Genomic DNA, 22,754 nt, shown 5'->3' with positions numbered 1-22,754 from the left:
TAACCGTAGACGATAACGGCCAGGCTTTGTGGCCATCGGGATTGGCGATCCCGCCGCTTTGCCGTAGAATGCGAGCCCTTACTCAACGTGCCAAAACCCAAGGTGGTTAATCACAAACCCCGTATCCTTCGCTCCGGATACGTCATTTATGGGACAGCGTAAAAAATTGAAAAAACAGCCTCGTTCGCACTCCATGCTGGTCAACCTGGCGGGAGTCGCCAAGCGCTTTGATGGTAAATCTGTAATTTCTGACTTCTCTCTCACCATTAATCATGGTGAATTCCTGACGCTGCTCGGCCCTTCAGGCTGCGGCAAAACCACCGTACTGCGCCTTATCGCCGGGCTAGAAACCGTCGATGCCGGGCAAATCACGCTCGATAATCAGGACATCACCCATGTGCCTGCCGAGCACCGCCACGTCAATACCGTTTTCCAGAGCTACGCCCTGTTCCCGCACATGACGGTGTTCGAAAACGTTGCCTTTGGCCTGCGGATGCAGAAAACGCCGGCGGCAGAAATCCCCCCGCGCGTGACCGAAGCGCTGAAAATGGTGCAGCTCGAAGAATTTGCCCAGCGCAAACCGAACCAGCTTTCCGGCGGCCAGCAGCAGCGCGTGGCCATCGCCCGCGCGGTGGTGAACAAGCCTCGGCTGCTGCTGCTCGACGAGTCGCTGTCGGCGCTGGACTATAAGCTGCGCAAGCAGATGCAGAACGAACTGAAAGCCCTGCAGCGCAAGCTCGGCATTACGTTTGTGTTCGTCACGCACGATCAGGAAGAAGCCCTCACCATGTCCGACCGCATCGTAGTAATGCGCGACGGCAAGATTGAGCAGGACGGCACGCCGCGAGAAATTTACGAAGAGCCAAAGAACCTGTTCGTGGCGAGCTTCATCGGCGAGATCAATATCTTCGACGCGACGGTGCTCGAACGTATCGACGAGCAGCGCGTGCGGGCGAACGTCGAAGGCCGGGAATGCCACATCTTCGTGAGCCGGCCGGTTACCGTCGGGCAAAGCCTGAAGGTACTGCTGCGCCCGGAAGATTTGCGGGTGGAAGAGGTAAACGACGCCCGGGAAGTGGACGGGCTGATTGGCTACGTGCGCGAGCGCAACTATAAAGGCATGACGCTGGAGTCCACCGTCGAGCTGGAAAACGGCAAGCTGGTGATGGTCAGCGAGTTCTTTAACGAAGATGACCCGGACGTGGATCACTCCCTGGATCAGAAAATGGCGGTGACCTGGGTAGAAAGCTGGGAGGTTGTGCTGGCCGATGAAGAGCTCGCGTAAATTCCAGAATGTGGTGATTGCCACCGTGGTGGGCTGGCTGCTGCTGTTTGTCTTCCTGCCCAACCTGATGATCATTGTCACCAGCTTCCTGACTCGCGATAACGACAGCTTCGTGAGTCTGGTGTTTACGCTGGATAACTACACCCGGCTGGCCGACCCGCTGTACGCCCAGGTGCTGCTGCACTCGCTGAATATGGCGGCGATAGCCACGCTGGCCTGCCTGGTGCTCGGCTACCCTTTCGCCTGGTTTCTGGCGCGGCTGCCGGCCAAGGTGCGCCCGCTGCTGCTGTTCCTGCTGATTGTGCCGTTCTGGACCAATTCGCTGATCCGCATTTACGGGCTGAAGATTTTTCTCAGCACCAAGGGCTACCTCAACGAGTTCCTGCTGTGGCTGGGGCTTATCGACACGCCTATCCGTATCATGTTCACGCCAGGCGCGGTGATTATCGGCCTGGTGTATATCCTGCTGCCGTTTATGGTGATGCCGCTTTACTCCAGCATTGAGAAACTGGATAAGCCGCTGCTCGAGGCGGCGCGGGATCTCGGCGCCAGCAAGCTGCAAACTTTTGTGCGCATTATTCTGCCGCTGACCATGCCGGGGATTATCGCCGGCTGCCTGCTGGTGATGCTGCCGGCGATGGGCCTGTTCTACGTCTCGGACCTGATGGGCGGCGCGAAGAACCTGCTGATCGGCAACGTGATTAAGAGCCAGTTCCTCAACATCCGCGACTGGCCGTTTGGCGCGGCGACGAGCATTACGCTGACGCTGGTGATGGGCCTGATGCTGCTGGTGTACTGGCGCGCAGCGCGCCTGCTGAATAAAAAGGTGGAACTGGAATGATCGGACGCCTGCTTCGCGGCGGCTTCATGTCCGCCATTTACGCTTTTTTGTATATTCCGATCATCATCCTGATCGTGAACTCGTTTAACAGCTCGCGCTTCGGCATTAACTGGCAGGGGTTCACCACTAACTGGTACAGCCTGCTGATGAATAACGACAGCCTGCTGCAGGCCGCAAAGCATTCGCTGACGATGGCGGTGTTTTCCGCCAGCGCCGCCACGCTTATCGGCTCGCTTACCGCCGTGGCGCTGTACCGCTATCGCTTTCGAGGCAAGCCGTTCGTCAGTGGGATGCTGTTTGTGGTAATGATGTCCCCGGACATCGTGATGGCTATCTCGCTGCTGGTGCTGTTTATGCTGCTGGGGGTGTCGCTCGGCTTCTGGTCGCTGCTGTTTTCCCACATCACCTTCTGCCTGCCGTTTGTGGTGGTCACCGTTTACTCGCGCCTGAAAGGGTTCGACGTAAAGATGCTGGAAGCGGCGCGTGACCTGGGCGCCAGCGAGCTGACCATTCTGCGCAAGATCATTTTGCCGCTGGCGATGCCTGCCGTGGCCGCCGGCTGGCTGCTGAGCTTTACCCTGTCGATGGACGACGTGGTGGTATCTTCGTTCGTCACCGGGCCGAGCTATGAGATCCTGCCGCTAAAAATTTACTCAATGGTCAAAGTTGGCGTTTCACCGGAAGTGAACGCCCTGGCCACTATTCTGCTGTTACTTTCACTGCTGCTGGTCATCGCCAGCCAGCTGATTCTTCGCGATAAAACTCAACCTCAGGGGACGTTAAAATGAAAAAATGGCCACGCCACCTGCTTGCTGCGGGCGCTCTGGCGCTCAGCCTCGGCGCCGCTCATGCCGACGACAGCAAGACGCTTTATTTCTACAACTGGACCGAGTACGTACCGCCGGGCCTGCTGGAGCAGTTCACCAAAGAGACCGGCATCAAAGTGATTTATTCGACCTACGAGTCGAACGAAACCATGTACGCCAAGCTCAAGACCTACAAAGACGGCGCATACGATCTGGTCGTGCCGTCCACTTACTTTGTGGCGAAGATGCGCAAAGAAGGGATGATCCAGAAGATCGACAAGAGCCAGCTCAGCAACTTTAAAAATCTCGACCCTGAGATGCTGAACAAGCCGTTCGATCCGAATAACGACTATTCCATCCCGTATATCTGGGGCGCCACGGCGATTGGCGTGAACAGCGACGCCATCGATCCGAAGAGCGTCACCAGCTGGGCCGACCTGTGGAAGCCGGAGTATAAGCAAAGCCTGCTGCTGACCGACGACGCCCGCGAAGTGTTCCAGATGGCGCTGCTCAAGCTTGGCCTGTCCGGCAACACGACCGACCCGAAAGAGATTGAGGCCGCTTACCACGAGCTGCAAAAGCTGATGCCCAACGTGGCGGCGTTTAACTCCGACAACCCGGCCAACCCATATATGGAAGGCGAAGTGAATCTCGGCATGGTTTGGAACGGCTCGGCCTGGGTGGCCCGCCAGGCGGGAACGCCGCTGGAGATTGTCTGGCCGAAGGAAGGCGGGATTTTCTGGATGGATAACCTGTCGATTCCGGCCAACGCGAAGAACGTCGACGGTGCGCTGAAGCTGATCAACTTCCTGCTGCGCCCGGACGTGGCTAAGCAGGTGGCGGAAACCATCGGCTACCCGACGCCAAACCTCGAAGCCCGCAAGCTGCTGCCGAAGAACGTGGCGGAAGATAAGTCGCTGTACCCGGATGCGGAAGTGATTAAAGCCGGGGAGTGGCAGAATGATGTGGGTGATGCGAGCGCGCTGTATGAGTCTTATTATCAGCGGTTGAAGGCGGGACGGTGATTGTCCCCTCACCCTAACCCTCTCCCCAAAGGGGAGAGGGGACTGGATCGAGTTAGGTTTTCACTCCTCTCTTCAAAGAGGCAAGGGAACTGGATCGAGCTCTGTTTTCCCCCTCTCCCTTCCAGGGAGAGGGCCGGGGTGAGGGTTTACCGCCGACTACAATCCCTTCAAAAGCTTATCCACAAACTCAGGTACCACCTGACTCGCCAGCCCGTAATGCTTCTCTTCAAACTCGCTGCCGACCTGGCTCGGCTCCAGGTTCAGTTCCACGGTGTGCGCCCCCTGCAAACGCGCCTCATGCACAAAGCCCGCCGCCGGGTAAACGTGCCCGGACGTCCCAATGGCAATGAAGTAGTCTGCGGTGGCAATCGCCTGGTAAATCTCATCCATGCCCAGCGGCATTTCGCCGAACCAGACGATGTGCGGGCGCAACGCCGATGAAATCTGGCAGCAGTGGCAGCGGTCTTCCGGAGTGATGTCGTCCTTCCAGTCCAGCACCTGGCCGCTGCTGGCGCAGCGAACCTTCAGCAACTCGCCGTGCATGTGGATGACGTTTTTACTGCCCGCCCGCTCGTGGAGGTTGTCGATATTCTGGGTCACCAGCACAAAGTGGTCACCCAGCGCCTCTTCCAGCCTGGCCAGCGCCAGGTGCGCGGCATTCGGCTGGATTTCCGGCTGCTGAAGCTGGCGACGACGGTCGTTATAGAACCGCTGCACCAGCGCCGGGTCACGGGCAAAGCCTTCCGGCGTGGCCACGTCTTCGACGCGGTGCTCTTCCCACAGCCCGTCGGCGGCACGGAAGGTGCGAATACCTGATTCGGCGGAGATCCCCGCCCCGGTGAGTACAACGACTCTGGGTCTGTCCATCGCTTCCGGCCCTATCCTGTCTCTGAAAAAGATGCGCTGACGCAAACGTTGGCGCAGCAGGCGTTTGTTCTTCCGGAACCGGCTCAGCCGGTGCTGACGACGAGAAAGCATGACTTACTCCGTATAGTGGAGGAATGCCGCACCACGCATACCGCCTGCGTCCCCGTGGCGCGCCTGTTCAATACGCGGCACTGCGGCAACCGGCAGCAGATACTTCGGCAGGCGTTCCGGCAGTTGGGCGTAGATATCGCTAAAGTTAGACAATCCTCCGCCAATCACCACCAGATGCGGGTCAATTGAGGTCAATAAATTGCCGAGGCAGGCCGCCAGCAGCTCCAGGAAACGGTCCACATGCTCGATAGCCTGTTCGTCACCCTGGCGGTAACGGGAGATGATCTCTTTCGCGTCCAGCGGCTCCTGGTAGAAGTGCTGCCACAGCCAGGCAAAGCCGCGCCCGGAGAGGTAGTTTTCGATGCAGCCGTTTTTACCGCAGCCGCAGCGGGTGAAGGGAATATCGCGCCCGAGGATTTCCAGCGCGTCCACCGGCAGGCGGGTATGGCCGAATTCACCAGTGATGTAGCTCCGGCCGGTAACGGATTTACCGTTGATGATGATGCCGCCGCCGACGCCGGTGCCGAGGATCAGCCCCATCACCACCGGGTAGCTGAGGAATTCGTCGTCCCAGGCTTCGGAAAGCGCGAAGCAGTTGGCGTCGTTGTCGATGCGCACATCGCGCTCAAGCATGGCGCTGAGATCTGCGCGAAGCGGCTTGCCGCTGGCAGCGGGAACGTTAGCGGCGTACAGCGTGCCGTCGTCGGTTTCCGGCATGCCCGGAATGCCGATGCCAACCGAGCCACGGCAGTTAAACTTCTCGTCGGCCTGTGCCACCAGCCCGACCACCGCGTCGAGGAAACTTTCGTAACTGTCATGAGGAGTAGCAACCCGGGCTTCCCAAAGTAAACGCCGCTGTTGGTCGTAAACGCCGAGTGCAATCTTAGTGCCGCCGATATCAAATCCGTAATACATCGCTGCTCCCAATGCCCGTTGAGCTTCAAGCTGCGCCTGGGTTCTGCCGGATCACAGCTCGAAGTATGTAGGGCAAATTATAGTTAATTAAATTTATTGTCCGCTTAACACCCTTGCCGGATCGATATTGCTTGCGCGCCGGGCCGGGTACCAGCTTGCCAGAAGGCTAAGTACCAGCGCCGTCACCAGAACGTAAACCACGTCCAGCCAGTGCAGCTCAGAAGGTAAGAAATCAATGAAATAAATATCACCGGACAGGAAATGGTGCCCGATGAGCTTCTCAATTACGCCGATGATGTTGGTCAGTTGCCACGAGGCAAGCACCCCGACTACCACGCCGCTGACGCTGCCGAGCAGCCCGGCCAGCAGGCCGTACCAGACAAAAATAGCGCGAATCAGGCCGTCTTTGGCCCCCAGGGTGCGCAGCACCGCAATGTCGCTGCTCTTGTCTTTCACCGCCATCACCAGCGTGGAAACGATGTTAAAGCAGGCCACGCCTATCACCAGCACCATCGCCAGATACATGATGGCGCGGATCATCTGAATATCGCGGTACATATAGCCGTAGGTATCAATCCAACTGCTGATACGCACGTAGGAATTGGTTGCCAGCCCCGCGTCGCGCACCAACTGCCGGGCGTTAAAGACGTCATTCACTTTGATGGCTATCCCGGTGACGCTATCGCCCATATCCAGGTAGCCCTGAGCATCCTGCAGCGGCACCATTGCCAGGCTGTGATCCAGCTGGCCGCTTAGGGACAGAATACCGGCGATCTGCAGTCGGACGCGCTTCGGCTGCATCAGCTTGGTGCCGCCGTCATTGTTGGGGATCATGATAGATACCCAGTCGCCCTGCTTCACCTTCAGCGCGTCCGCCACGCCTTTGCCCATAATGATTTGCTGCTGCCCGGCCTTGAAGTTCGCCCAGGCATTGTTCTGGACGTATTGTGGCAGAGCGCTCAACTGCGTTTCCTGCACGGGGTCAACGCCCTTCACTTCAACGGCGCGCAGGTTTGCCCCGCTTTCCACCAGCCCGGTAAAACGAATATAAGGCGCGGCGGCCACGATGCCTTTGACGCCCTCCACCTCGGGCAGCGCACGCTGCCAGTTGGTAAAGGGCTGATTCACCGGCTCAATGTCACCGTGGGGCACCACGGCAAGAATGCGGTTTTTCAGCTCGCGCTCGAAGCCGTTCATCGCGCTCAGACCGACGATCAGCACCGCCACGCCAAGCGCGATGCCGAGCGTGGAGATCACCGAGATCAGCGACACCATGCCGCTGCGGCGTCGCCCGCGGCTAAAACGCAGGCCAATCAATAAAGAAAGCGGGGAAGCCATTACTGCGCTCCCATCAAGGTCAGTTCGTTGGTTAAGCGGCCATCGCGCATTTCCAGCTGGCGGGACATACGCTTAGCCAGCTGCAGGTCGTGGGTGACCACCAGGAAAGCGGTGCCCTGGCGCACGTTCAGCTCGCCCAGCAGCTCGAAAATGCTGTCGGCGTTGCGCGCGTCCAGGTTGCCGGTCGGCTCGTCCGCCAGCACCAGGCGCGGATTGTTCACCAGAGCACGGGCAATGGCCACGCGCTGACGTTCGCCCCCGGAAAGCTCTGACGGCCTGTGGCTGCTGCGGTGATCCAGCCCAACGGCGGCCAGCATTTCCAGCGCGCGTTTTTGCACCTCTTCCGGCTTTTTCTTGCCGATGAGCAGCGGCATCGCCACATTTTCCAGCGCGGTGAAGTCCGGCAGCAGGTGGTGGAACTGGTAAATAAAGCCCAGCTCGCGATTACGCAGTTCCGCCTTCGCCGCCGAGGAGAGTTTGCTCATCGCCTGGCCGTTAAATACCACATCGCCGGAGGTGGGCGTGTCCAGCCCGCCCAGCAGGTGCAGCAAAGTGCTTTTGCCGGAGCCGGAGCTGCCGACGATCGCCATCAGTTCACCCGCGTTGATGCTGAAGCTGACATCGTGCAGCACATCCGTTTGCACCTTGCCTTCCTGATAGCGTTTGCACAGGTTGTCACACTGCAACAGGACAGAATTACTCATAACGTAAAGCCTCAGCGGGTTGGGTCGCGGCGGCACGCCACGAAGGGTAAAGCGTAGACAGCAAAGCAATGGCCATCGCCACGATGGCAATCACCACAACCTGTACCGGTTCGATGGCGACCGGCAGGGCCGCGCCATCAAGCAGGATGCCGATTACCGGCATTAAATTATTCAACTGGCTGGCAAGTAGCGCCCCGAGTAAAGCCCCGAGCAGCGCACCAATCACGCCCGCCCCGGCGCCCTGAACCATAAACACCGTCATGATCTGGCGGCGGGTCAGCCCCTGTGTTTGCAGAATCGCCACCTCGCCCTGCTTTTCCATCACCAGCAGGCCAAGGGAAGTAATGATGTTAAAGGCGGCGACGGCGACGATCAGGCTCAGCAGCAGCCCCATCATGTTTTTCTCCATGCGCACGGCCTGGAACAGCTCGCCCTTGCGCTCGCGCCAGTCTTTCCATTCGGTGCCCTGCGGCAGCGTTTGCTGGCTGAGGACATCTACCTTGAGCGGCTCAGCCAGCCACAGACGCCAGCCGGTGATATTGCCCGCCGGGTAACGCATCAGGCGCGAGGCGTCCTGCTGGTTGACCAGCATCTGGTAACCGTCCACTTCGCTGTTGGCCGCGAAGGTGCCAATCACGGTGAACAGGCGCTGGCTCGGCAACCGCCCCATCGGCGTGAACTGGCTGGCGGACGGCACCATAATGCGGATGGTTTCCCCGCGCTTAACGCCCAGCGAACCGGCCAGTTGCTCACCGAGGATGACGTTATACTGCCCGGCCACCAGATCGGCCTGCTTAACGTTAACCAAATACGGTGAAAGCGGATCTTTCTCGTCCGGCTGCACGCCCAGCATGACGCCAACCCCGACGCTGCGGGCGCTTTGCAGTACCACGTCACCGGTGGTAAGCGGCGCAATACGCGTCACGCCCTGAAGCTTCAGGAAATCAGCGGGAAGTTGTTGAGGATTAATGGAGCCAGTGGATGAGGTGACCAACGCCTGCGGCATCAGGCCGAGGATGTTGTTTTGCAGCTCACGCTCGAAGCCATTCATCACCGAAAGAACCGTGACCAGCGCCATCACCCCGAGAGTGATGCCAATCGTCGACAGCCAGGAGACAAAGCGACCGAAGCGGTCCGCTGCTCGCCCACGCATGTAGCGCAGGCCTATAAATAACGCGACAGGTTGATACATGAAATCCGTCTTGTTGCGATGGTGTATTTGCTCTGAATAAGCCGGGTTGCAGGGTAGGCCTCTGCAGCATGAAGTATGACGAGCAAACAAAGATCCGGGAAGTATACGACAGCTATCCGGCCAAATGAATTCCGTCGACTAAATTATTCCCGTTACATCTCAAGTGCCTGCACCTTTTCTTAAATTTACCAAATCAGAGTCAAAAACAGACAATTGGGGTCGAGATCGCATCGGTTTGTCACCAGGATAGCAGGCCCATCATAACTGGAGCCCGTAACGACGCGGATATGGCATGAAGAAAAAGCAACTCTGGATTAACCAAATCAAAGGATTATGTATTTGTCTGGTGGTTATCTACCATTCGGTGATCACTTTCTACCCTCACCTCACTTCCCTCGGGCCTGGCCTGAATCAGTATGTCGCCAAACTCTGGGTTTACCTTAACCTCTACCTCGCCCCCTTCCGCATGCCGGTGTTCTTCTTTATTTCGGGCTACCTGATCACCCGCTATATACACGAAGTGAGATGGCGCGACAGCGTGGACAAACGGCTGTGGAACATTTTCTACGTGCTGCTGCTGTGGGGTTTGATTCAGTGGGTCGCGCTGACGCACCTCAACCAATGGCTGGCGCCAGATCTCGAGCGCAATCCGGTGTCTAACGCCGCGTATGCCGACTCGCTGGGGCAGTTTGCCCTGAGCATGGCGAAAGCCAGCACCAGTCTGTGGTATCTCTACGCCCTGTTGGTTTACTTCGTGATGTTTAAAGCGCTGCGCCGCTACCGCATCCCGGTGCTGATGGTGCTGATGGGCATCAACGTCGTTATCGCCTTTGTGCCGCTGCCGTGGTGGGGGCTGAACAGCGTGGTGCGCAACATGGTTTATTACGGCCTCGGCGCATGGTTTGGCCCTTTGCTGATGGCCTGGGTGAAGAACTTCCGCTTTTCGCAACACCCGTTTGTCTGCGCAGGCGTAGCCCTGGGATCGCTGGCGCTTTACTTTGTGAACGTGCCGCTGGTGATTTCTCTGGTGTCTATTGTCGTTATCCTGCGCGGGTTCTACCTGCTGAACGGCTGGCGCGAAGCACGCGAAGACGGCTTTCTGAACGTGGTTGGTTCGAATACGATTGCCATCTACACCACGCACCGCATTTTGATCGAAGCGATAAGCCTGATCGCGCTGGCTAAAATCAACGACGGTGACCTGTCCGACTCGCTGGTGCTGGCGATTCTGCTGGTCTATCCGTTTGTTAGCCTCGGCATTTGTACGCTGGTCGGACTCGGCTTCCGTAAACTCTCCGTGGCGCTGTTCGGCGACCTGTTTTTCTCGCCTCCCGCAAATATCGCCGCCAGCCGGTAAATGACTGAGCAGCCCGCCAGAGCGGGTTGCTTTTACATGGACTAAGCCTGTACGTCGCGAGGAACGGCTGCCGGCATGGCCGGTGTCTCCTGTGACGCTACCGCTGGCGGTACTTTGCGGTATTTGTCCAATAAGTGAATCTGAATTTTGCGAAGCCGGTCGCCGTTCAGGCGATAGAAGCGGAAATAGAGCCCCAGGGTAATGGCAAAGAATAAGGTCGGCAGCGCAATCATGATGAACTGCATCCCGAGAATGGTTTCGGCAGACTGTACCACGTTAGGCGTATAGCCAATCACGCCCAGCACAACCGCGATAAAGAAGGCCGCAAACGCCGAGCCGCCCTTCACTACCATCGTTTGTACCGCATAGGCAATGCTTTCACAGCGAACGTGAAACTTATACTCCCCGTAATCAACGGTATCCGCCACCATAATCACCTGCAGTACCCAGAACAGTGCGGTACCGACGTTCAGGAATACGCCCGCAAGGCAAATCACCAGCACATTAGCCGACCCCGTCAGCGCCATCACCAGCAGTACGCCGCTGCTGACTATCGGCAGAAGCGACGCTCCCGCCCATAAAATACGTCGGGACAGCGCTTTCGCCAGGCGTGGGAAGAGTATTAGCGTGAGCAAGTTTGCCGCCCCAGCATAGGAGAGATAGTACGGGAACAGATCGGCATTACCGACGACATAGGTGAAGTAGTAAATGGCAAAGCCAGTGATGATATTGGACGCGACGTTGTAGGCCAGGGCCATTCCCAACAGGCACGAAAGCTGATCATTTTTGTAGATCAGGGCAAGAATCGCTTTCAGCGACAGCCGGCTACTGTCCGCCGTGGCTTCGCTGTCTGACGAAAACACCTCATGCACGTTACGCAGCGTGACTATCGTTGAGGCGATAAAGAACGCGATCAGTACCAGCGTGAACATCTGAAAACCAAATCCGCGGTCTGCCCCACCCACATAGTTCACGAACGGCAGCGTCACTCCGGCAGTCACAAAGCCAGCCAGGCTCGCAAAAAAGCGCGGGAACGGCACCAGCTGCTCGCGTTCGCGTTTATCGAGCGTGATGGTTGGCACCAGGGACCAGAATGGGATGTCCATCAGCGTGTAGGTAGTCCCCCACAAAATATAGGTGACACAGACAAACACCAGCTGCGTAGTGCCTTCAAACAGGTGGGCGCTGAAGAGTAAAAACAGCACCAGCGAGTTCGTCAGCGTTCCGAGCAGGATCCATGGTTTAAATTTACCCCACCGGGAGCGCGTGGCGTTCACAATCCAGCCCATCACCGGGTCGTTAAACGCGTTCCAGATTTTTGCCACCAGAAACAGGGTTCCCACCACGCCTACGGACAAACCCACCACATCGGTGTAATAGTACATCAGGTACATGTAGACAATACCGATGGCGAAATCCTTACCAAATGCACCGAATCCGTAACTGAGTTTTGTTTTCAGAGAGATGCTCATAGGGTACCGGGTCGCTGTTACCAGCGCCCGCCTTCTGTTATTAGAGAGGTCAGCGCCGGGGCTTATGCCCGGCGTCATTTTTATTAGCGATGCAGCCAGGCTGGCAGCCAGTCACCGTGGGCGACGATCAGGTCATCCACCAGCGCGTAAATCTCGTCTATGCCCAGTACGGCGGCGGTATGCGGATCCATCAGTGCCGCATGGTAAACGCGGGCACGGTTTTCAGTCAGAATGGCCTCGGTCAGCAGCGTCTGCACGTTGATGTTGGTTTGCATCATGGCGGCCAGATGCGACGGAATCGCCCCGACTTTTGTGGGCTGTATACCGTTGGCGTCCACCAGGCAGGCCACCTCCACACAGCTCCCCTGCGGCAGGTTATCAATAAGCCCGTCATTACGGACGTTACCGTAAATCACGCTAGGCTCACCGGTCCAGATGGCATTCATAATGGTGCTGGCATACTCGCGCGACGGCTTAATATCGATGCGTTCAGCTGTTTTGTACTCTGCCAGCTCTTTATGCCAGGTCGCCAACTGCTCGACGCAGCGTTTCGGGTACTCATCCAGCGGCACTTTATAGCGCTCAATCAGATCTTCACGTCCCGGCTTGATAAACCACGGGGTATATTCCGCAAAGTGTTCTGATGATTCGGTGACAAAATAGCCCAGTTTTTTAAACATCTCATAGCGCACAATATTCTGGCAGCGTTCATTACCGTGAATATTCGGTTTCGGTGCCTGGCCCGCTTCATAGGCCGCGAGCAGCTCCGGATAGAGGTTGACGTAATAACCCTCCGCGGTTTTGCGTTCCAGCTCAAGATAGAACGCCATATGGTTAATCCCGGCGCTGCGGTAGCGCAGCGTGGCAGGATCAATGTTCAGGTCACGGGCCAGTTCTTCCGCCGTGCCCTGCACCGAATGGCACAGTCCCACTTGTTTGATATGCGGGTAGCGGGCATACATCGCCCAGGTGTTCATCGCCATCGGGTTGACGTAGTTAAGCATTGTCGCATCCGGGCAAACTTCGGTCATATCGTCGCAAATCCGCCACAGATGTGGAATGGTGCGCAGGGCGCGCATAATGCCGCCAGGGCCGAGCGTATCGGCAATAGTTTGCTCCAGCCCATGACGCTTACAAATCTCAAAATCGGTGACTGTACAAGGCTCGTAGCCGCCAATCTGGAAAGCAACCACCACGAAATCCGCCCCTTGCAGCGCTGTTTTTTGATCGGTGTGGCAGGTTATGTGGCCGGAAGCCCCGGCGGAATCCATCAGTTTACGCACCACGATGTGTGACTCTTCCAGACGCGTCTCGTCAATATCCATCAGCGCTATGTGTGCCGATTTGAGCGCTTCGCGATGAAAAACATCGCCCAGAATATTTTTGACGAAGATGGTCGACCCCGCGCCGATAAAGTTAATTTTTGGTGCTGTCATCATGACTCTCCAGATCAGTAGTTAACGTCTGCATCGTGGCACGCCCGCCCGGCAAAAACCTCCATCTTCCCCAATGAGCACTCCCGGAAACTCAGATCTGACGCCGGTCAATACGCGATCTGAGCTTTTGGGAGTAAATAGGCTGAAAAGCAGAGTATCCGGCCTGCTAACCAGGCTAATATCTCTCAATGAGGCGGAAGCAGCGTCCTTACTGATGGCATGATTCTGATAATTCAGGAACCGGAGTGACGATGAGCGACGAACCCATTACCTTTCTGCCGCCTGATCCACATATGTGCAACGGCGATGAGAAGCAGACCCGCAGCCCGCTATCGCTTTATTCTGAATATCAGCGTCTGGACATCGAGCTGCGCCGCCCGCACGCCATGGCCGCCAGCCACTGGCACGGCCAGGTGGAGGTCAACGTGCCGTTTGACGGCGATGTCGAGTACCTGATTAACAACGAAGTCGTGCAGATAAAACAAGGCCATATCACGATGTTCTGGGCCAGTACGCCGCACCAGTTAACGCGCCCGGGCCACTGCCGGCAAATGGCGATTTTTAGCCTGCCGATGCACCTGTTTCTCTCCTGGCCGCTGGACCGCGAACTGATTAATCACATCACCCACGGGATGGTGGTGAAATCGCTGGCGACCCAGCAACTCAGCACGTTTGAAGTCCTGCGCTGGCAGCAGGAGGCCAGCAGTCCGAATGAACAGATACGCCAGCTGGCGATCGATGAAATCGGCCTGATGCTTAAACGCTTTTGCCTTTCGGGATGGCAGCCTATCCTGAAAGACAAAACTTCGCGTACCCACAAGAACAGCGTCTCGCGTCATGCACAATTCTACGTCAGCCAGATGCTGGGCTTTATTGCCGATAATTACGATCAGGCACTGACCATCAACCACGTCGCGGATCACGTTAAACTCAACGCCAACTACGCGATGGGGATTTTCCAGCGCGTCATGCAACTCACCCTCAAACAGTACATTACGGCGATGCGAGTAAACCACGTGCGTGCCCTGCTCAGCGATACCGACAAAACCATCCTCGATGTGGCGATGATCGCCGGCTTCCGCTCCAGCAGCCGATTCTACAGCACCTTCAGCCGCTACGTCGGCATGTCGCCACAGCAATACCGCAGGCTCAGCCAGCAGAAAAGACAAATGCTCTGAACCGCACCGATGGTTATTTTCAGCGGTTGCACTCCCGCCGCCATCACGGATAATAAGTAGAGAAAATTTATATTATTACCGTGAAAACACGGCTTTCTGGAGAACGCGCGCTGACTATGCCTGTACATGTCCGTTACAACCTACCGAGTAAACCTGGCGAACAACGCCTGCTGGGCGAACTGACCGGTTCGGCCTGCGCCACCGAAGTCGCCGAAATCGTTGAACGCCACAGCGGCCCGGTGGTACTGATTGCCCCGGACATGCAAAACGCGCTGCGCCTGCACGATGAAATTACCCAATTCACCGACAACCTGGTGATCAATCTCGCCGACTGGGAAACGCTGCCTTACGACAGCTTCTCGCCGCATCAGGAAATCATCTCGTCGCGCCTGTCCACGCTTTATCAACTGCCGACCATGCAGCGCGGCGTGCTTATCATGCCGGTGAATACGCTGATGCAGCGCGTATGCCCGCACAGCTTCCTGCACGGCCACGCGCTGGTGATGAAAAAAGGCCAGCGTTTGTCGCGGGATACCCTGCGCGCGCAGCTGGAACAGGCCGGTTACCGCAGCGTCGATCAGGTGATGGCGCACGGCGAGTTCGCCACCCGTGGCGCCCTGCTTGACCTCTACCCAATGGGCAGCGACCAGCCGTACCGCATTGATTTCTTTGACGATGAAATCGACAGCCTGCGCGTCTTCGACGTGGATTCCCAGCGCACGCTGGAAGAAGTTGATGCCATCAATCTGCTGCCGGCCCATGAATTCCCGACCGACAAAAACGCCATTGAGCTGTTCCGCAGCCAGTGGCGCGACAGGTTCGACGTAAAGCGCGACGCGGAACATATCTATCAGCAGGTCAGTAAAGGCACGCTGCCTGCCGGGATCGAATACTGGCAGCCGCTGTTCTTCAGTGAACCGCTGCCGACGCTGTTTAGCTATTTCCCGGCCAACACGCTGCTGGTGAATACCGGCGATCTCGAAACCAGCGCCGAGCGCTTCTGGCTGGACGCGAACGCCCGCTTTGAGAATCGTGGGGTGGATCCGATGCGCCCTCTTCTGCCACCGGAAGATCTGTGGCTGAAGACCGACGCGCTGTTTAGCGAACTGAAAGCCTGGCCGCGCGTGCAGCTCAAAACGGATTCGCTGGCGAAGAAAGCCGCCAATGTGAATCTGGGTTACCAGTCGCTGCCGGATCTGGCCGTTCAGGCGCAGCAAAAAGCCCCGCTGGACAGCCTGCGTAAGTTCCTCGAGTCCTTCACCGGGCCGGTGATTTTCTCGGTCGAAAGTGAAGGCCGCCGTGAAGCGCTGGGCGAACTGCTTGGCCGCATCAAAGTGGTACCCAAACGTATTTATCGCCTGGAAGAAGCTGAAGGCAACGGGCGCTATCTGATGCTCGGCGCCAGCGAGCACGGCTTTATCGATACCCTGCGCAACCGGGCGCTGATTTGCGAAAGCGACCTGCTGGGCGAGCGCGTCAGCCGCCGCCGCCAGGACAGCCGCCGCACCATTAACCCGGACACGCTGATCCGCAACCTGGCCGAGCTGCATGCGGGCCAGCCGGTGGTTCACCTGGAGCACGGCGTGGGCCGCTACGCCGGGCTGACCACGTTGGAAGCCGGGGGCATCACCGCCGAATATCTGATGTTGACCTACGCGGGCGACGCCAAACTTTACGTCCCGGTTTCGTCTTTGCACCTGATCAGCCGTTACGCCGGCGGTGCGGATGAAAACGCGCCGCTGCACAAGCTGGGCAGCGATGCCTGGTCCCGCGCCCGCCAGAAAGCGGCGGAGAAAGTGCGCGACGTCGCCGCTGAACTGCTGGATATCTATGCGATGCGTGCCGCCAAAGAAGGCTTTGCCTTTAAGCACGATCGGGAGCAATACCAGCTGTTCTGCGACAGCTTCCCGTTTGAAACCACCCCGGACCAGGCTCAGGCTATCAACGCCGTGCTGAGCGATATGTGTCGCCCGCTGGCGATGGACCGGCTGGTCTGCGGCGACGTAGGCTTCGGCAAAACCGAAGTTGCGATGCGCGCCGCATTCCTGGCAGTGGAGAACAACAAGCAGGTAGCGGTGCTGGTGCCAACGACCCTGCTGGCCCAGCAGCACTACGACAACTTCCGCGACCGCTTCGCCAACTGGCCGGTGCGCATTGAGATGCTCTCCCGCTTCCGCAGCGCCAAAGAGCAGACCCAAATCCTGGAGCAGGCCAGCGAGGGGAAAATCGATATTCTTATCGGCACCCACAAGCTGCTGCAGGCCGATGTGAAATGGCGCGATCTGGGGCTATTGATTGTCGATGAAGAGCACCGCTTCGGCGTGCGCCACAAAGAGCGTATTAAAGCGATGCGTGCCGACGTGGACATTCTGACGCTGACCGCAACGCCTATTCCGCGAACCCTGAATATGGCGATGAGCGGGATGCGCGACCTGTCTATTATCGCCACGCCACCGGCCCGCCGCCTGGCGGTGAAAACCTTTGTGCGCGAGTACGACAATCTGGTGGTGCGTGAGGCCATCCTGCGTGAAGTGCTGCGTGGCGGCCAGGTGTATTACCTCTTTAACGACGTCGAAAATATCCAGAAAGCCGCCGACAAGCTGGCCGAGCTGGTGCCTGAAGCGCGCATCGCCATCGGCCACGGCCAGATGCGCGAACGTGAGCTGGAGCGGGTGATGAACGACTTCCATCACCAGCGTTTTAACGTGCTGGTGTGCGCCACGATCATCGAAACCGGGATCGATATTCCGACCGCCAATACCATTATCATTGAGCGGGCCGACCACTTTGGCCTGGCGCAGCTTCACCAGCTTCGCGGCCGCGTCGGGCGTTCTCACCACCAGGCCTATGCCTGGCTGCTGACGCCGCACCCGAAAGCGATGACCACGGATGCGCAAAAACGCCTGGAGGCCATTGCCTCGCTGGAAGATTTAGGCGCCGGGTTTGCGCTGGCTACCCACGACCTGGAAATTCGCGGCGCGGGCGAGCTACTGGGAGAAGACCAGAGCGGGCAGATGGAAACCATCGGCTTCTCGCTCTACATGGAGCTGCTGGAAAACGCCGTCGACGCGCTGAAAGAGGGCCGAGAGCCATCGCTGGAAGATCTCACCAACAGCCAGACGGAAGTCGAGCTGCGTATGCCCGCCCTGCTGCCGGATGATTTTATTCCCGACGTCAATACGCGCCTGTCGTTCTATAAGCGCATCGCCAGCGCCAAAGGTGAGCATGAGCTGGACGAGCTGAAAGTCGAGCTGATCGACAGATTTGGCCTGCTGCCGGATGCGGCCCGTAATCTGCTGGATATCGCCGCGCTGCGCCAGCAGGCACAGAAGCTTGGCGTGCGTAAGATTGAGGGCAATGAAAAAGGCGGCACCATCGAGTTCGCGGAGAAAAACCACGTCGACCCGGTGTGGCTGATTGGCCTGTTGCAGAAGCAGCCCCAGCATTACCGCCTTGACGGCCCTACCCGCCTGAAGTTCTTCCAGGAGCTTGAAGACCGGAAAACGCGTATGGAATGGGTGCGTAACTTTATGCGCAACCTGGCGGAAAACGCCGCGGCCTGACGCCTCTGCGCCTTACCGTCCGGTAAGGCGCAACTTTCTGTGACATTTACACATCCTTTGCAATCCCCAGGATTTCCCGACACGTAACTCAGCGATAATTGGCGTCTATCTGCCTCAAAGATTAGCCATTAAAATCGCAGGGTCTAAGCTATGTTTGCATCGCGTACTTTGTCTTTCCACCGCTGGTTTACCGCCGCAGCCTTACTGGGTGCCGTGGCAATGGCGCTGCCTGCCAGCGCTAACGATTATCCACTCCCCGCCGCTAACAGCCGCCTGATCGGCAAAAACCTGTTCCACCAGGTTGAAAACGATGGTGGTTCGCTGGAGGCCATCGCCAAAAAATACAACGTCGGCTTCCTGGCGTTGCTGCAGGCCAACCCCGGCGTTGATCCTTACGTTCCACGCGCCGGGAGCGTACTGACCATCCCGCGCCAGATGCTGCTGCCGGACGTCCCGCGCGAGGGCATTGTGATTAACCTCGCCGAGCTGCGCCTGTACTACTTCCCGGCAGGAAAAAATACCGTCACCGTTTACCCGATCGGCATTGGTCAACTAGGCGGAGATACGCTGACCCCGACGATGGTGACAAAAATTTCCGACAAACGAGCCAACCCGACCTGGACGCCAACGGCCAATATTCGAGCGCGCTACCTGGCGCAGGGGATTAAGCTCCCGGCCGTGGTTCCTGCCGGGCCGGATAACCCAATGGGCCACCACGCGATTCGCCTGGCGGCGTTCGGCGGCGTTTACCTGCTGCACGGCACTAACGCCGACTTCGGCATCGGCATGCGCGTCAGTTCCGGCTGTATCCGCCTGCGCGATGGCGATATCAAAGCACTGTTTAATACGGTTCCGGTCGGTACTTCAGTGCGTATCATTAACACACCAATCAAAGCCTCCGTTGAGCCTGACGGCTCCCGTCTGGTTGAGGTTCATCAGCCGCTGTCCAAAGCGATTGATGACGATCCTAAAGTCCTGCCTATTGTGCTGAACGAGCAGATGACGCAGTTCCGCAACGCGCCTAAAACCGATGCGCAGGTGATGCAACAGGCTATGGAGCACCGTTCCGGGATGCCGGTCAACGTCAATGCTCACGCGGCTGACCAGCCAATAAATGCAATCTAAGTCTGGTTTTACGCGTAAAAAAAGGCCCTGTCTTTCGACAGGGCCTTTTGCTTACAGTGGCATATAACGAATAAGGTCAAACGTATTGAGGGTTAACGTCTGGCTTATTTATAGATGACGGCAGTACCGTGCAGGGTGTTCGGACCGTTAACGGAGGTAATACGGAACGATTTAGCGCCCATTGCATCGGCCTTCGCGGCCAGCTGTTCTTCCAGGGAAGAGAGGTTGCTGCCCGCATCGGCGCTGATGTTGCCGACTTTTTGCTGGCCGGCAGGCGTAGCGGAGACTTCAACAGCCGCAAAGCTTGCAAATGAGAGTGAGCTAATCACGGCGGCAGCGAACAGAGTAGTTAAGGTTTTCATGATTTATGTCCTAAGCAGGTGAATGTTAGGTCGTTAAACTTAATTAGTTAACGATCGATAACTAAATCATAATCGTGATCTACATCACACGTCAACACATTTTAATAACGACCGTTAATTAATTAAAAAAAGCGCTATTTTTCATCGTGATAAGAAATAATTATTTTTCATAACGTGGCGCTGGCTACCGCCGCCGATTATTTTTATAATAAGTGTTCACTAATTAGACAGAGGTTAAACGGCACGTATGGCAACCGAGACATTAAGTTGCAGCAAAAAAAGCCGTGGCCGTCCAAAGGTGTTTGACAGGGAAGCTGCACTCGACAAGGCCATGACACTCTTCTGGCAGCATGGCTATGAAGCAACATCCATGGCGCATCTGGTAGAAGCCACCGGGGCAAAGGCCCCAACGCTCTATGCGGAGTTCAGCAACAAAGAAGGGCTGTTCCGCGCGGTGCTGGATCGCTATATCGCGCGCTTTGCCGCCAAACACGAAGCTTGCCTGTTCTGTGAAGAGCAGACCATGGAAGCCGCGCTGGAGAACTATCTTTCAGCGGTTGCACAATGTTTTACCGACAAGAGCACCCCTGCCGGCTGCTTTATCATTTGCACCTCATCCGTGCTGGCCGCGTCGTCGGAAGACATCGCCGCAACGATAAAAGCCCGCCATGCAGTGCAGGAACAAACGCTGCTGCGTTTCCTTGAAATACGCCAGCAAAAAGGTGAGATCCCGGCGGAACGCAATATTCGCTGCCTGGCGAAATATCTGTGCTGCATCATTCAGGGGATGTCGGTCAGCGCCCGCGAGAACGCCAGCTATGAAGAGTTAATGCAGATTGTGAAAACCACGGTAATGCTAATGCCGCAGTTGAAGAAGATCTGACGGGGCGGCCGATGGCCGCCTTATCTATTCTCTACGTAATTCGACTTGCAGGACAAAAAGACTTTCCGGTCTTTTTGAACAGCGTTTACGCTGCCCCGGAGGGGCGAGGCTTGCTGAATAACGGCTGCAGGCAACGCACCTGCAGCCTGAAGTATGACAGGTATATTAACGCACGCGCCCTTTCGCCCAATAGGCCATAAAGTTAATCGCCTCGTGCTCAACGCCGCGTTCGCCAATCAAATGGCGGCGCAGGAGCTTAACCACCGTCGACTCCGCCGCCACCCAGCCGTAAAACTCGTTGCTGCCGGTGGTGGCTTTATCCCACAGTAACTCACCTTCGGCCTCTTCCTGGACGGCTTCGTGGTGGCCGCTTTCCGGCACCCTCGCCTGCATTTTCACCGCCTGAATCAGGCACTCGCCGTGGGTAGCGGAGACGGTTTTACGGGGTAGCCAGTTGATCTCGGCGAAACCATAGGCGCTCAAGTCCACGCAATCGCCCTCTTCCGGCACCTCAATAAAGGCCTGCACTTTTGGCGGCTGAGCCTGGCGAGCCAGCATTTCCAGAATGCCGCGTGCTGCCGGCAAAGCTGTCTCATCGGCGATAATCAGCGCATTGCGCAGCCCGGCAGGCGGCGTCCATTCATAGCCGCCGCTGTCTTCCGGGTGGGCAGCGTTAGGGGCCACAATCTGGATCGCATCGCCGGGGGCTGAATTAATCGCCCATGCGGAAGCTGGCCCTTCGGTACCGTGACAGACAAACTCCACCGTCACTTCCTGCCGGGCAGGATCGACATGGCGCAGCGTATAAGTGCGGATCACCGGACGCTTCTCTTTCGGCATCCCCAGGGCAATCTGGTACCACTGCCCTTCGGCAGGCAGCGACGGCGGCGTCCCGTCTTCGGATGGGAAGAGCATTTTAATGCGCTGATCCGGCGAGTCACATTTCATCTGTGCCACCTCCGGCCCGCTAAATACCAGACTCAGCAGCGAAGGCGACACGGCCGTTTTCCGCGCCAGTTGAACGTTAAACAGACGGTAGCCCTGAACTCCAGCCATAACTTTTCCTTACGCTTAAATTGCAGAATGACGTGAACTGCGGCGGCTGCGCCAGATAACGCCAGACACCACGGTAAATAACACGGCGGCTAAAAAGGCCACCATAATCAGCGCCGCCTCGGCCCCGGTTTTAGACACCAGCGGCACCAGCATGGCGCAAAGCCCGTAGCCTAGCGTGTGGCTGGTCGCCACCCAGCCGGCCCCGGCACCATCGGCAAGCTTGTCGTTCAGCAGCAGCTGATAGGCCGGGGTCGCCAGCGCGGCCCCGAACGACAGTAGCGCACAGCCGACGTAAAACAGCCACAGCTGCACGGAAATCATCATGGCCAGGCCGACGATCATCAGCAACCCGGCGCTTAACAACAGTGCCATCGGCGTCAGGCGCTGTGGCCTGAGAACGCCAAACTGCGCGGAGAGCGAAGCCACCGCGGCCAGGCTCAGCAGCCAGGCAACCTGATGGCTAATCGCTGCGGTATCGGTGGCAAACTGGCGGGCAAGCGCCGGAGAAAGCCCGAGTTGCATCAGGCTGACAGAGGCCGAAAGCAGCAAGGCACACAGCAGATAAGGCAGACAGTCCGGGCGAAGACGAGCGCTTTTACGCTCGGTTGCCGGCTGCGGCGGCGTGCCCGGTAAGCGCAATAGCATCACCAGCGCAAGCAGGGGCGCTACCATCAGCAGTCCCAACGGGGCCAACGGATGAATCGCCAGCATGCCAGCGGCGCAAAGCGGGCCAAATAAGCGGCCGCTGCTCAGCCCGGAGCTGATGGTTGCCAATGCCGCCATACGCTTTCCTTCCCCGGCACGCTGCAGCGCCCAGACCTGACAGGCCGGCACCATCGCCGACACGGTCAGGCCGTAGATAATCCGCGCCACAATCAATATGCCAAGCCCGACGTAACCCGCGACCGCATCGGTGGCCAGCAGCAGGCTACCCAGCCCCAGCAGCATAAAGCTTGCGCCATATCCCCCCAGCGCCCAGAGCACCACGGGCTTACTGCCCAGGCGCGCGATCTGTTTCCCCCACCATGGCGAGGACGGTAAGAACAGCATCGACCCCAGGGTAAGCAGCGCCGCCCAGACGGACAGGCTCAAATGTGTCTGCATTACCAGCACCGGGATCGCCACCAGCAGGCCATTTTGCCCGACGCCAAGCAGCCCGGCGCTCAGCGCAAGTGGCCAACAAGAAAGGGATTTTTGCGGTGAATCCGCCAGTTCAAGAGATGTCACAATGTTGCTAA

Annotated in this window: 19 protein-coding genes; 9 read left to right on the top strand and 10 right to left on the bottom strand. The window is 57.7% G+C overall.

The features are described from left to right. The first annotated feature begins 148 nt into the window (after positions 1-148). The 4 genes from potA to potD are packed head-to-tail and all read left to right on the top strand — an operon-like array spanning position 149 to position 3,957. The gene (gene potA, locus VW41_08415; GenBank protein ID AJZ89054.1) at positions 149-1,285 is read left to right on the top strand and encodes a putrescine/spermidine ABC transporter ATPase; all 1,137 of its coding nucleotides are present in this window, start codon (positions 149-151) and stop codon (positions 1,283-1,285) included. Further along, positions 1,269-2,126: a spermidine/putrescine ABC transporter permease gene (potB, locus tag VW41_08410; GenBank protein AJZ89053.1), complete on the top strand. Its 858-nt coding sequence runs from the start codon at positions 1,269-1,271 to the stop codon at positions 2,124-2,126. Before potA ends, potB begins: the two co-directional genes overlap by 17 nt. Beyond that, positions 2,123-2,914, top strand: coding sequence for a spermidine/putrescine ABC transporter permease (gene potC, locus VW41_08405; GenBank protein AJZ89052.1), 792 nt, complete (start codon positions 2,123-2,125; stop codon positions 2,912-2,914). Before potB ends, potC begins: the two co-directional genes overlap by 4 nt. Then, complete coding sequence (potD, locus tag VW41_08400; GenBank protein AJZ89051.1) at positions 2,911-3,957, top strand: spermidine/putrescine ABC transporter substrate-binding protein; 1,047 nt, start codon at positions 2,911-2,913, stop codon at positions 3,955-3,957. Before potC ends, potD begins: the two co-directional genes overlap by 4 nt. A gap of 156 nt (positions 3,958-4,113) precedes the next feature. Here potD and VW41_08395 read toward each other — a convergent pair whose 3' ends face one another. From VW41_08395 to VW41_08375, 5 genes are all read right to left on the bottom strand, one after another. After that, positions 4,114-4,935, bottom strand: a complete 822-nt coding sequence (locus VW41_08395; protein ID AJZ89050.1) for an NAD-dependent deacetylase — start codon at positions 4,933-4,935, stop codon at positions 4,114-4,116. A gap of 3 nt (positions 4,936-4,938) precedes the next feature. Continuing rightward, complete coding sequence (locus VW41_08390) at positions 4,939-5,850, bottom strand: N-acetylglucosamine kinase (protein ID AJZ89049.1); 912 nt, start codon at positions 5,848-5,850, stop codon at positions 4,939-4,941. Between the two features lie 93 nt (positions 5,851-5,943). Next, positions 5,944-7,188: an outer membrane-specific lipoprotein transporter subunit LolE gene (locus VW41_08385; GenBank protein ID AJZ89048.1), complete on the bottom strand. Its 1,245-nt coding sequence runs from the start codon at positions 7,186-7,188 to the stop codon at positions 5,944-5,946. Beyond that, the gene (gene lolD / locus VW41_08380; protein ID AJZ89047.1) at positions 7,188-7,892 is read right to left on the bottom strand and encodes a lipoprotein ABC transporter ATP-binding protein; all 705 of its coding nucleotides are present in this window, start codon (positions 7,890-7,892) and stop codon (positions 7,188-7,190) included. Before lolD ends, VW41_08385 begins: the two co-directional genes overlap by 1 nt. Then, entirely contained in the window at positions 7,885-9,084 is a 1,200-nt protein-coding gene (locus VW41_08375) for an outer membrane-specific lipoprotein transporter subunit LolC (GenBank protein ID AJZ89046.1), read from the bottom strand. Before VW41_08375 ends, lolD begins: the two co-directional genes overlap by 8 nt. Positions 9,085-9,376: 292 nt before the next feature. On the opposite strand from VW41_08375, the gene VW41_08370 reads away from it, so the two are divergent. Beyond that, a complete protein-coding gene (locus VW41_08370) occupies positions 9,377-10,441 on the top strand; it encodes a membrane protein (GenBank protein ID AJZ89045.1) in 1,065 nt (354 codons plus the stop codon). 41 nt (positions 10,442-10,482) lie between these two features. Here the strand turns inward: VW41_08370 and VW41_08365 are convergent, their stop codons facing one another. Then, positions 10,483-11,913 (bottom strand): melibiose:sodium symporter, encoded by a 1,431-nt coding sequence (locus VW41_08365; GenBank protein ID AJZ89044.1) that lies wholly within the window; start codon positions 11,911-11,913, stop codon positions 10,483-10,485. An 83-nt stretch (positions 11,914-11,996) separates the two neighbouring features. Further along, a complete protein-coding gene (locus tag VW41_08360) occupies positions 11,997-13,349 on the bottom strand; it encodes an alpha-galactosidase (GenBank protein ID AJZ89043.1) in 1,353 nt (450 codons plus the stop codon). A gap of 251 nt (positions 13,350-13,600) precedes the next feature. On the opposite strand from VW41_08360, the gene VW41_08355 reads away from it, so the two are divergent. The 3 genes from VW41_08355 (at position 13,601) to VW41_08345 (ending at position 19,215) form a co-directional block, all read left to right on the top strand. Then, a complete protein-coding gene (locus tag VW41_08355) occupies positions 13,601-14,527 on the top strand; it encodes a transcriptional regulator (GenBank protein ID AJZ89042.1) in 927 nt (308 codons plus the stop codon). A gap of 116 nt (positions 14,528-14,643) precedes the next feature. After that, positions 14,644-18,090, top strand: coding sequence for a transcription-repair coupling factor (locus VW41_08350; GenBank protein AJZ89041.1), 3,447 nt, complete (start codon positions 14,644-14,646; stop codon positions 18,088-18,090). A 150-nt stretch (positions 18,091-18,240) separates the two neighbouring features. Further along, positions 18,241-19,215, top strand: coding sequence for a peptigoglycan-binding protein LysM (locus tag VW41_08345; protein AJZ89040.1), 975 nt, complete (start codon positions 18,241-18,243; stop codon positions 19,213-19,215). A 104-nt stretch (positions 19,216-19,319) separates the two neighbouring features. On the opposite strand, the gene VW41_08340 is transcribed toward VW41_08345, so the two are convergent. Next, entirely contained in the window at positions 19,320-19,577 is a 258-nt protein-coding gene (locus VW41_08340; protein ID AJZ89039.1) for a multiple stress resistance protein BhsA, read from the bottom strand. A 247-nt stretch (positions 19,578-19,824) separates the two neighbouring features. Here VW41_08340 and VW41_08335 point away from each other — a divergent pair, with 247 nt between their 5' ends. Further along, entirely contained in the window at positions 19,825-20,460 is a 636-nt protein-coding gene (locus tag VW41_08335) for a TetR family transcriptional regulator (protein ID AJZ89038.1), read from the top strand. A gap of 165 nt (positions 20,461-20,625) precedes the next feature. Here VW41_08335 and VW41_08330 read toward each other — a convergent pair whose 3' ends face one another. Both VW41_08330 and VW41_08325 read right to left on the bottom strand, forming a co-directional pair. Beyond that, positions 20,626-21,516 carry an iron utilization protein gene (locus VW41_08330; protein ID AJZ89037.1) on the bottom strand — a complete coding sequence of 297 codons (891 nt, stop codon included), beginning with the start codon at positions 21,514-21,516 and terminating at the stop codon, positions 20,626-20,628. Between the two features lie 15 nt (positions 21,517-21,531). After that, entirely contained in the window at positions 21,532-22,743 is a 1,212-nt protein-coding gene (locus VW41_08325; protein AJZ89036.1) for an MFS transporter, read from the bottom strand. Positions 22,744-22,754: the final 11 nt, after the last annotated feature.

The sequence above is a fragment of the Klebsiella michiganensis genome, from assembly GCA_000963575.1.
GTDB lineage: Bacteria > Pseudomonadota > Gammaproteobacteria > Enterobacterales > Enterobacteriaceae > Cedecea > Cedecea michiganensis_A.
The sequence above is the reverse complement of the archived record's forward strand: the minus strand, read 5'-3'. Positions and strand labels throughout refer to the sequence as shown.

Bases quoted from the DNA above. Each gene is read 5' to 3' on its own strand.
- VW41_08360 (AJZ89043.1), bottom strand. From the start codon at position 13,349: ATGACAGCACCAAAAATTAACTTTATCGGCGCGGGGTCGACCATCTTC.
- potB (AJZ89053.1), top strand. From the start codon at position 1,269: ATGAAGAGCTCGCGTAAATTCCAGAATGTGGTGATTGCCACCGTGGTG.
- VW41_08350 (AJZ89041.1), top strand. From the start codon at position 14,644: ATGCCTGTACATGTCCGTTACAACCTACCGAGTAAACCTGGCGAACAA.
- potA (AJZ89054.1), top strand. From the start codon at position 149: ATGGGACAGCGTAAAAAATTGAAAAAACAGCCTCGTTCGCACTCCATG.
- VW41_08375 (AJZ89046.1), bottom strand. From the start codon at position 9,084: ATGTATCAACCTGTCGCGTTATTTATAGGCCTGCGCTACATGCGTGGG.
- VW41_08330 (AJZ89037.1), bottom strand. From the start codon at position 21,516: ATGGCTGGAGTTCAGGGCTACCGTCTGTTTAACGTTCAACTGGCGCGG.
- VW41_08395 (AJZ89050.1), bottom strand. From the start codon at position 4,935: ATGCTTTCTCGTCGTCAGCACCGGCTGAGCCGGTTCCGGAAGAACAAA.
- VW41_08370 (AJZ89045.1), top strand. From the start codon at position 9,377: ATGAAGAAAAAGCAACTCTGGATTAACCAAATCAAAGGATTATGTATT.
- VW41_08345 (AJZ89040.1), top strand. From the start codon at position 18,241: ATGTTTGCATCGCGTACTTTGTCTTTCCACCGCTGGTTTACCGCCGCA.
- potC (AJZ89052.1), top strand. From the start codon at position 2,123: ATGATCGGACGCCTGCTTCGCGGCGGCTTCATGTCCGCCATTTACGCT.
- VW41_08365 (AJZ89044.1), bottom strand. From the start codon at position 11,913: ATGAGCATCTCTCTGAAAACAAAACTCAGTTACGGATTCGGTGCATTT.
- VW41_08385 (AJZ89048.1), bottom strand. From the start codon at position 7,188: ATGGCTTCCCCGCTTTCTTTATTGATTGGCCTGCGTTTTAGCCGCGGG.
- VW41_08390 (AJZ89049.1), bottom strand. From the start codon at position 5,850: ATGTATTACGGATTTGATATCGGCGGCACTAAGATTGCACTCGGCGTT.
- VW41_08340 (AJZ89039.1), bottom strand. From the start codon at position 19,577: ATGAAAACCTTAACTACTCTGTTCGCTGCCGCCGTGATTAGCTCACTC.
- potD (AJZ89051.1), top strand. From the start codon at position 2,911: ATGAAAAAATGGCCACGCCACCTGCTTGCTGCGGGCGCTCTGGCGCTC.
- VW41_08355 (AJZ89042.1), top strand. From the start codon at position 13,601: ATGAGCGACGAACCCATTACCTTTCTGCCGCCTGATCCACATATGTGC.
- lolD (AJZ89047.1), bottom strand. From the start codon at position 7,892: ATGAGTAATTCTGTCCTGTTGCAGTGTGACAACCTGTGCAAACGCTAT.
- VW41_08335 (AJZ89038.1), top strand. From the start codon at position 19,825: ATGGCAACCGAGACATTAAGTTGCAGCAAAAAAAGCCGTGGCCGTCCA.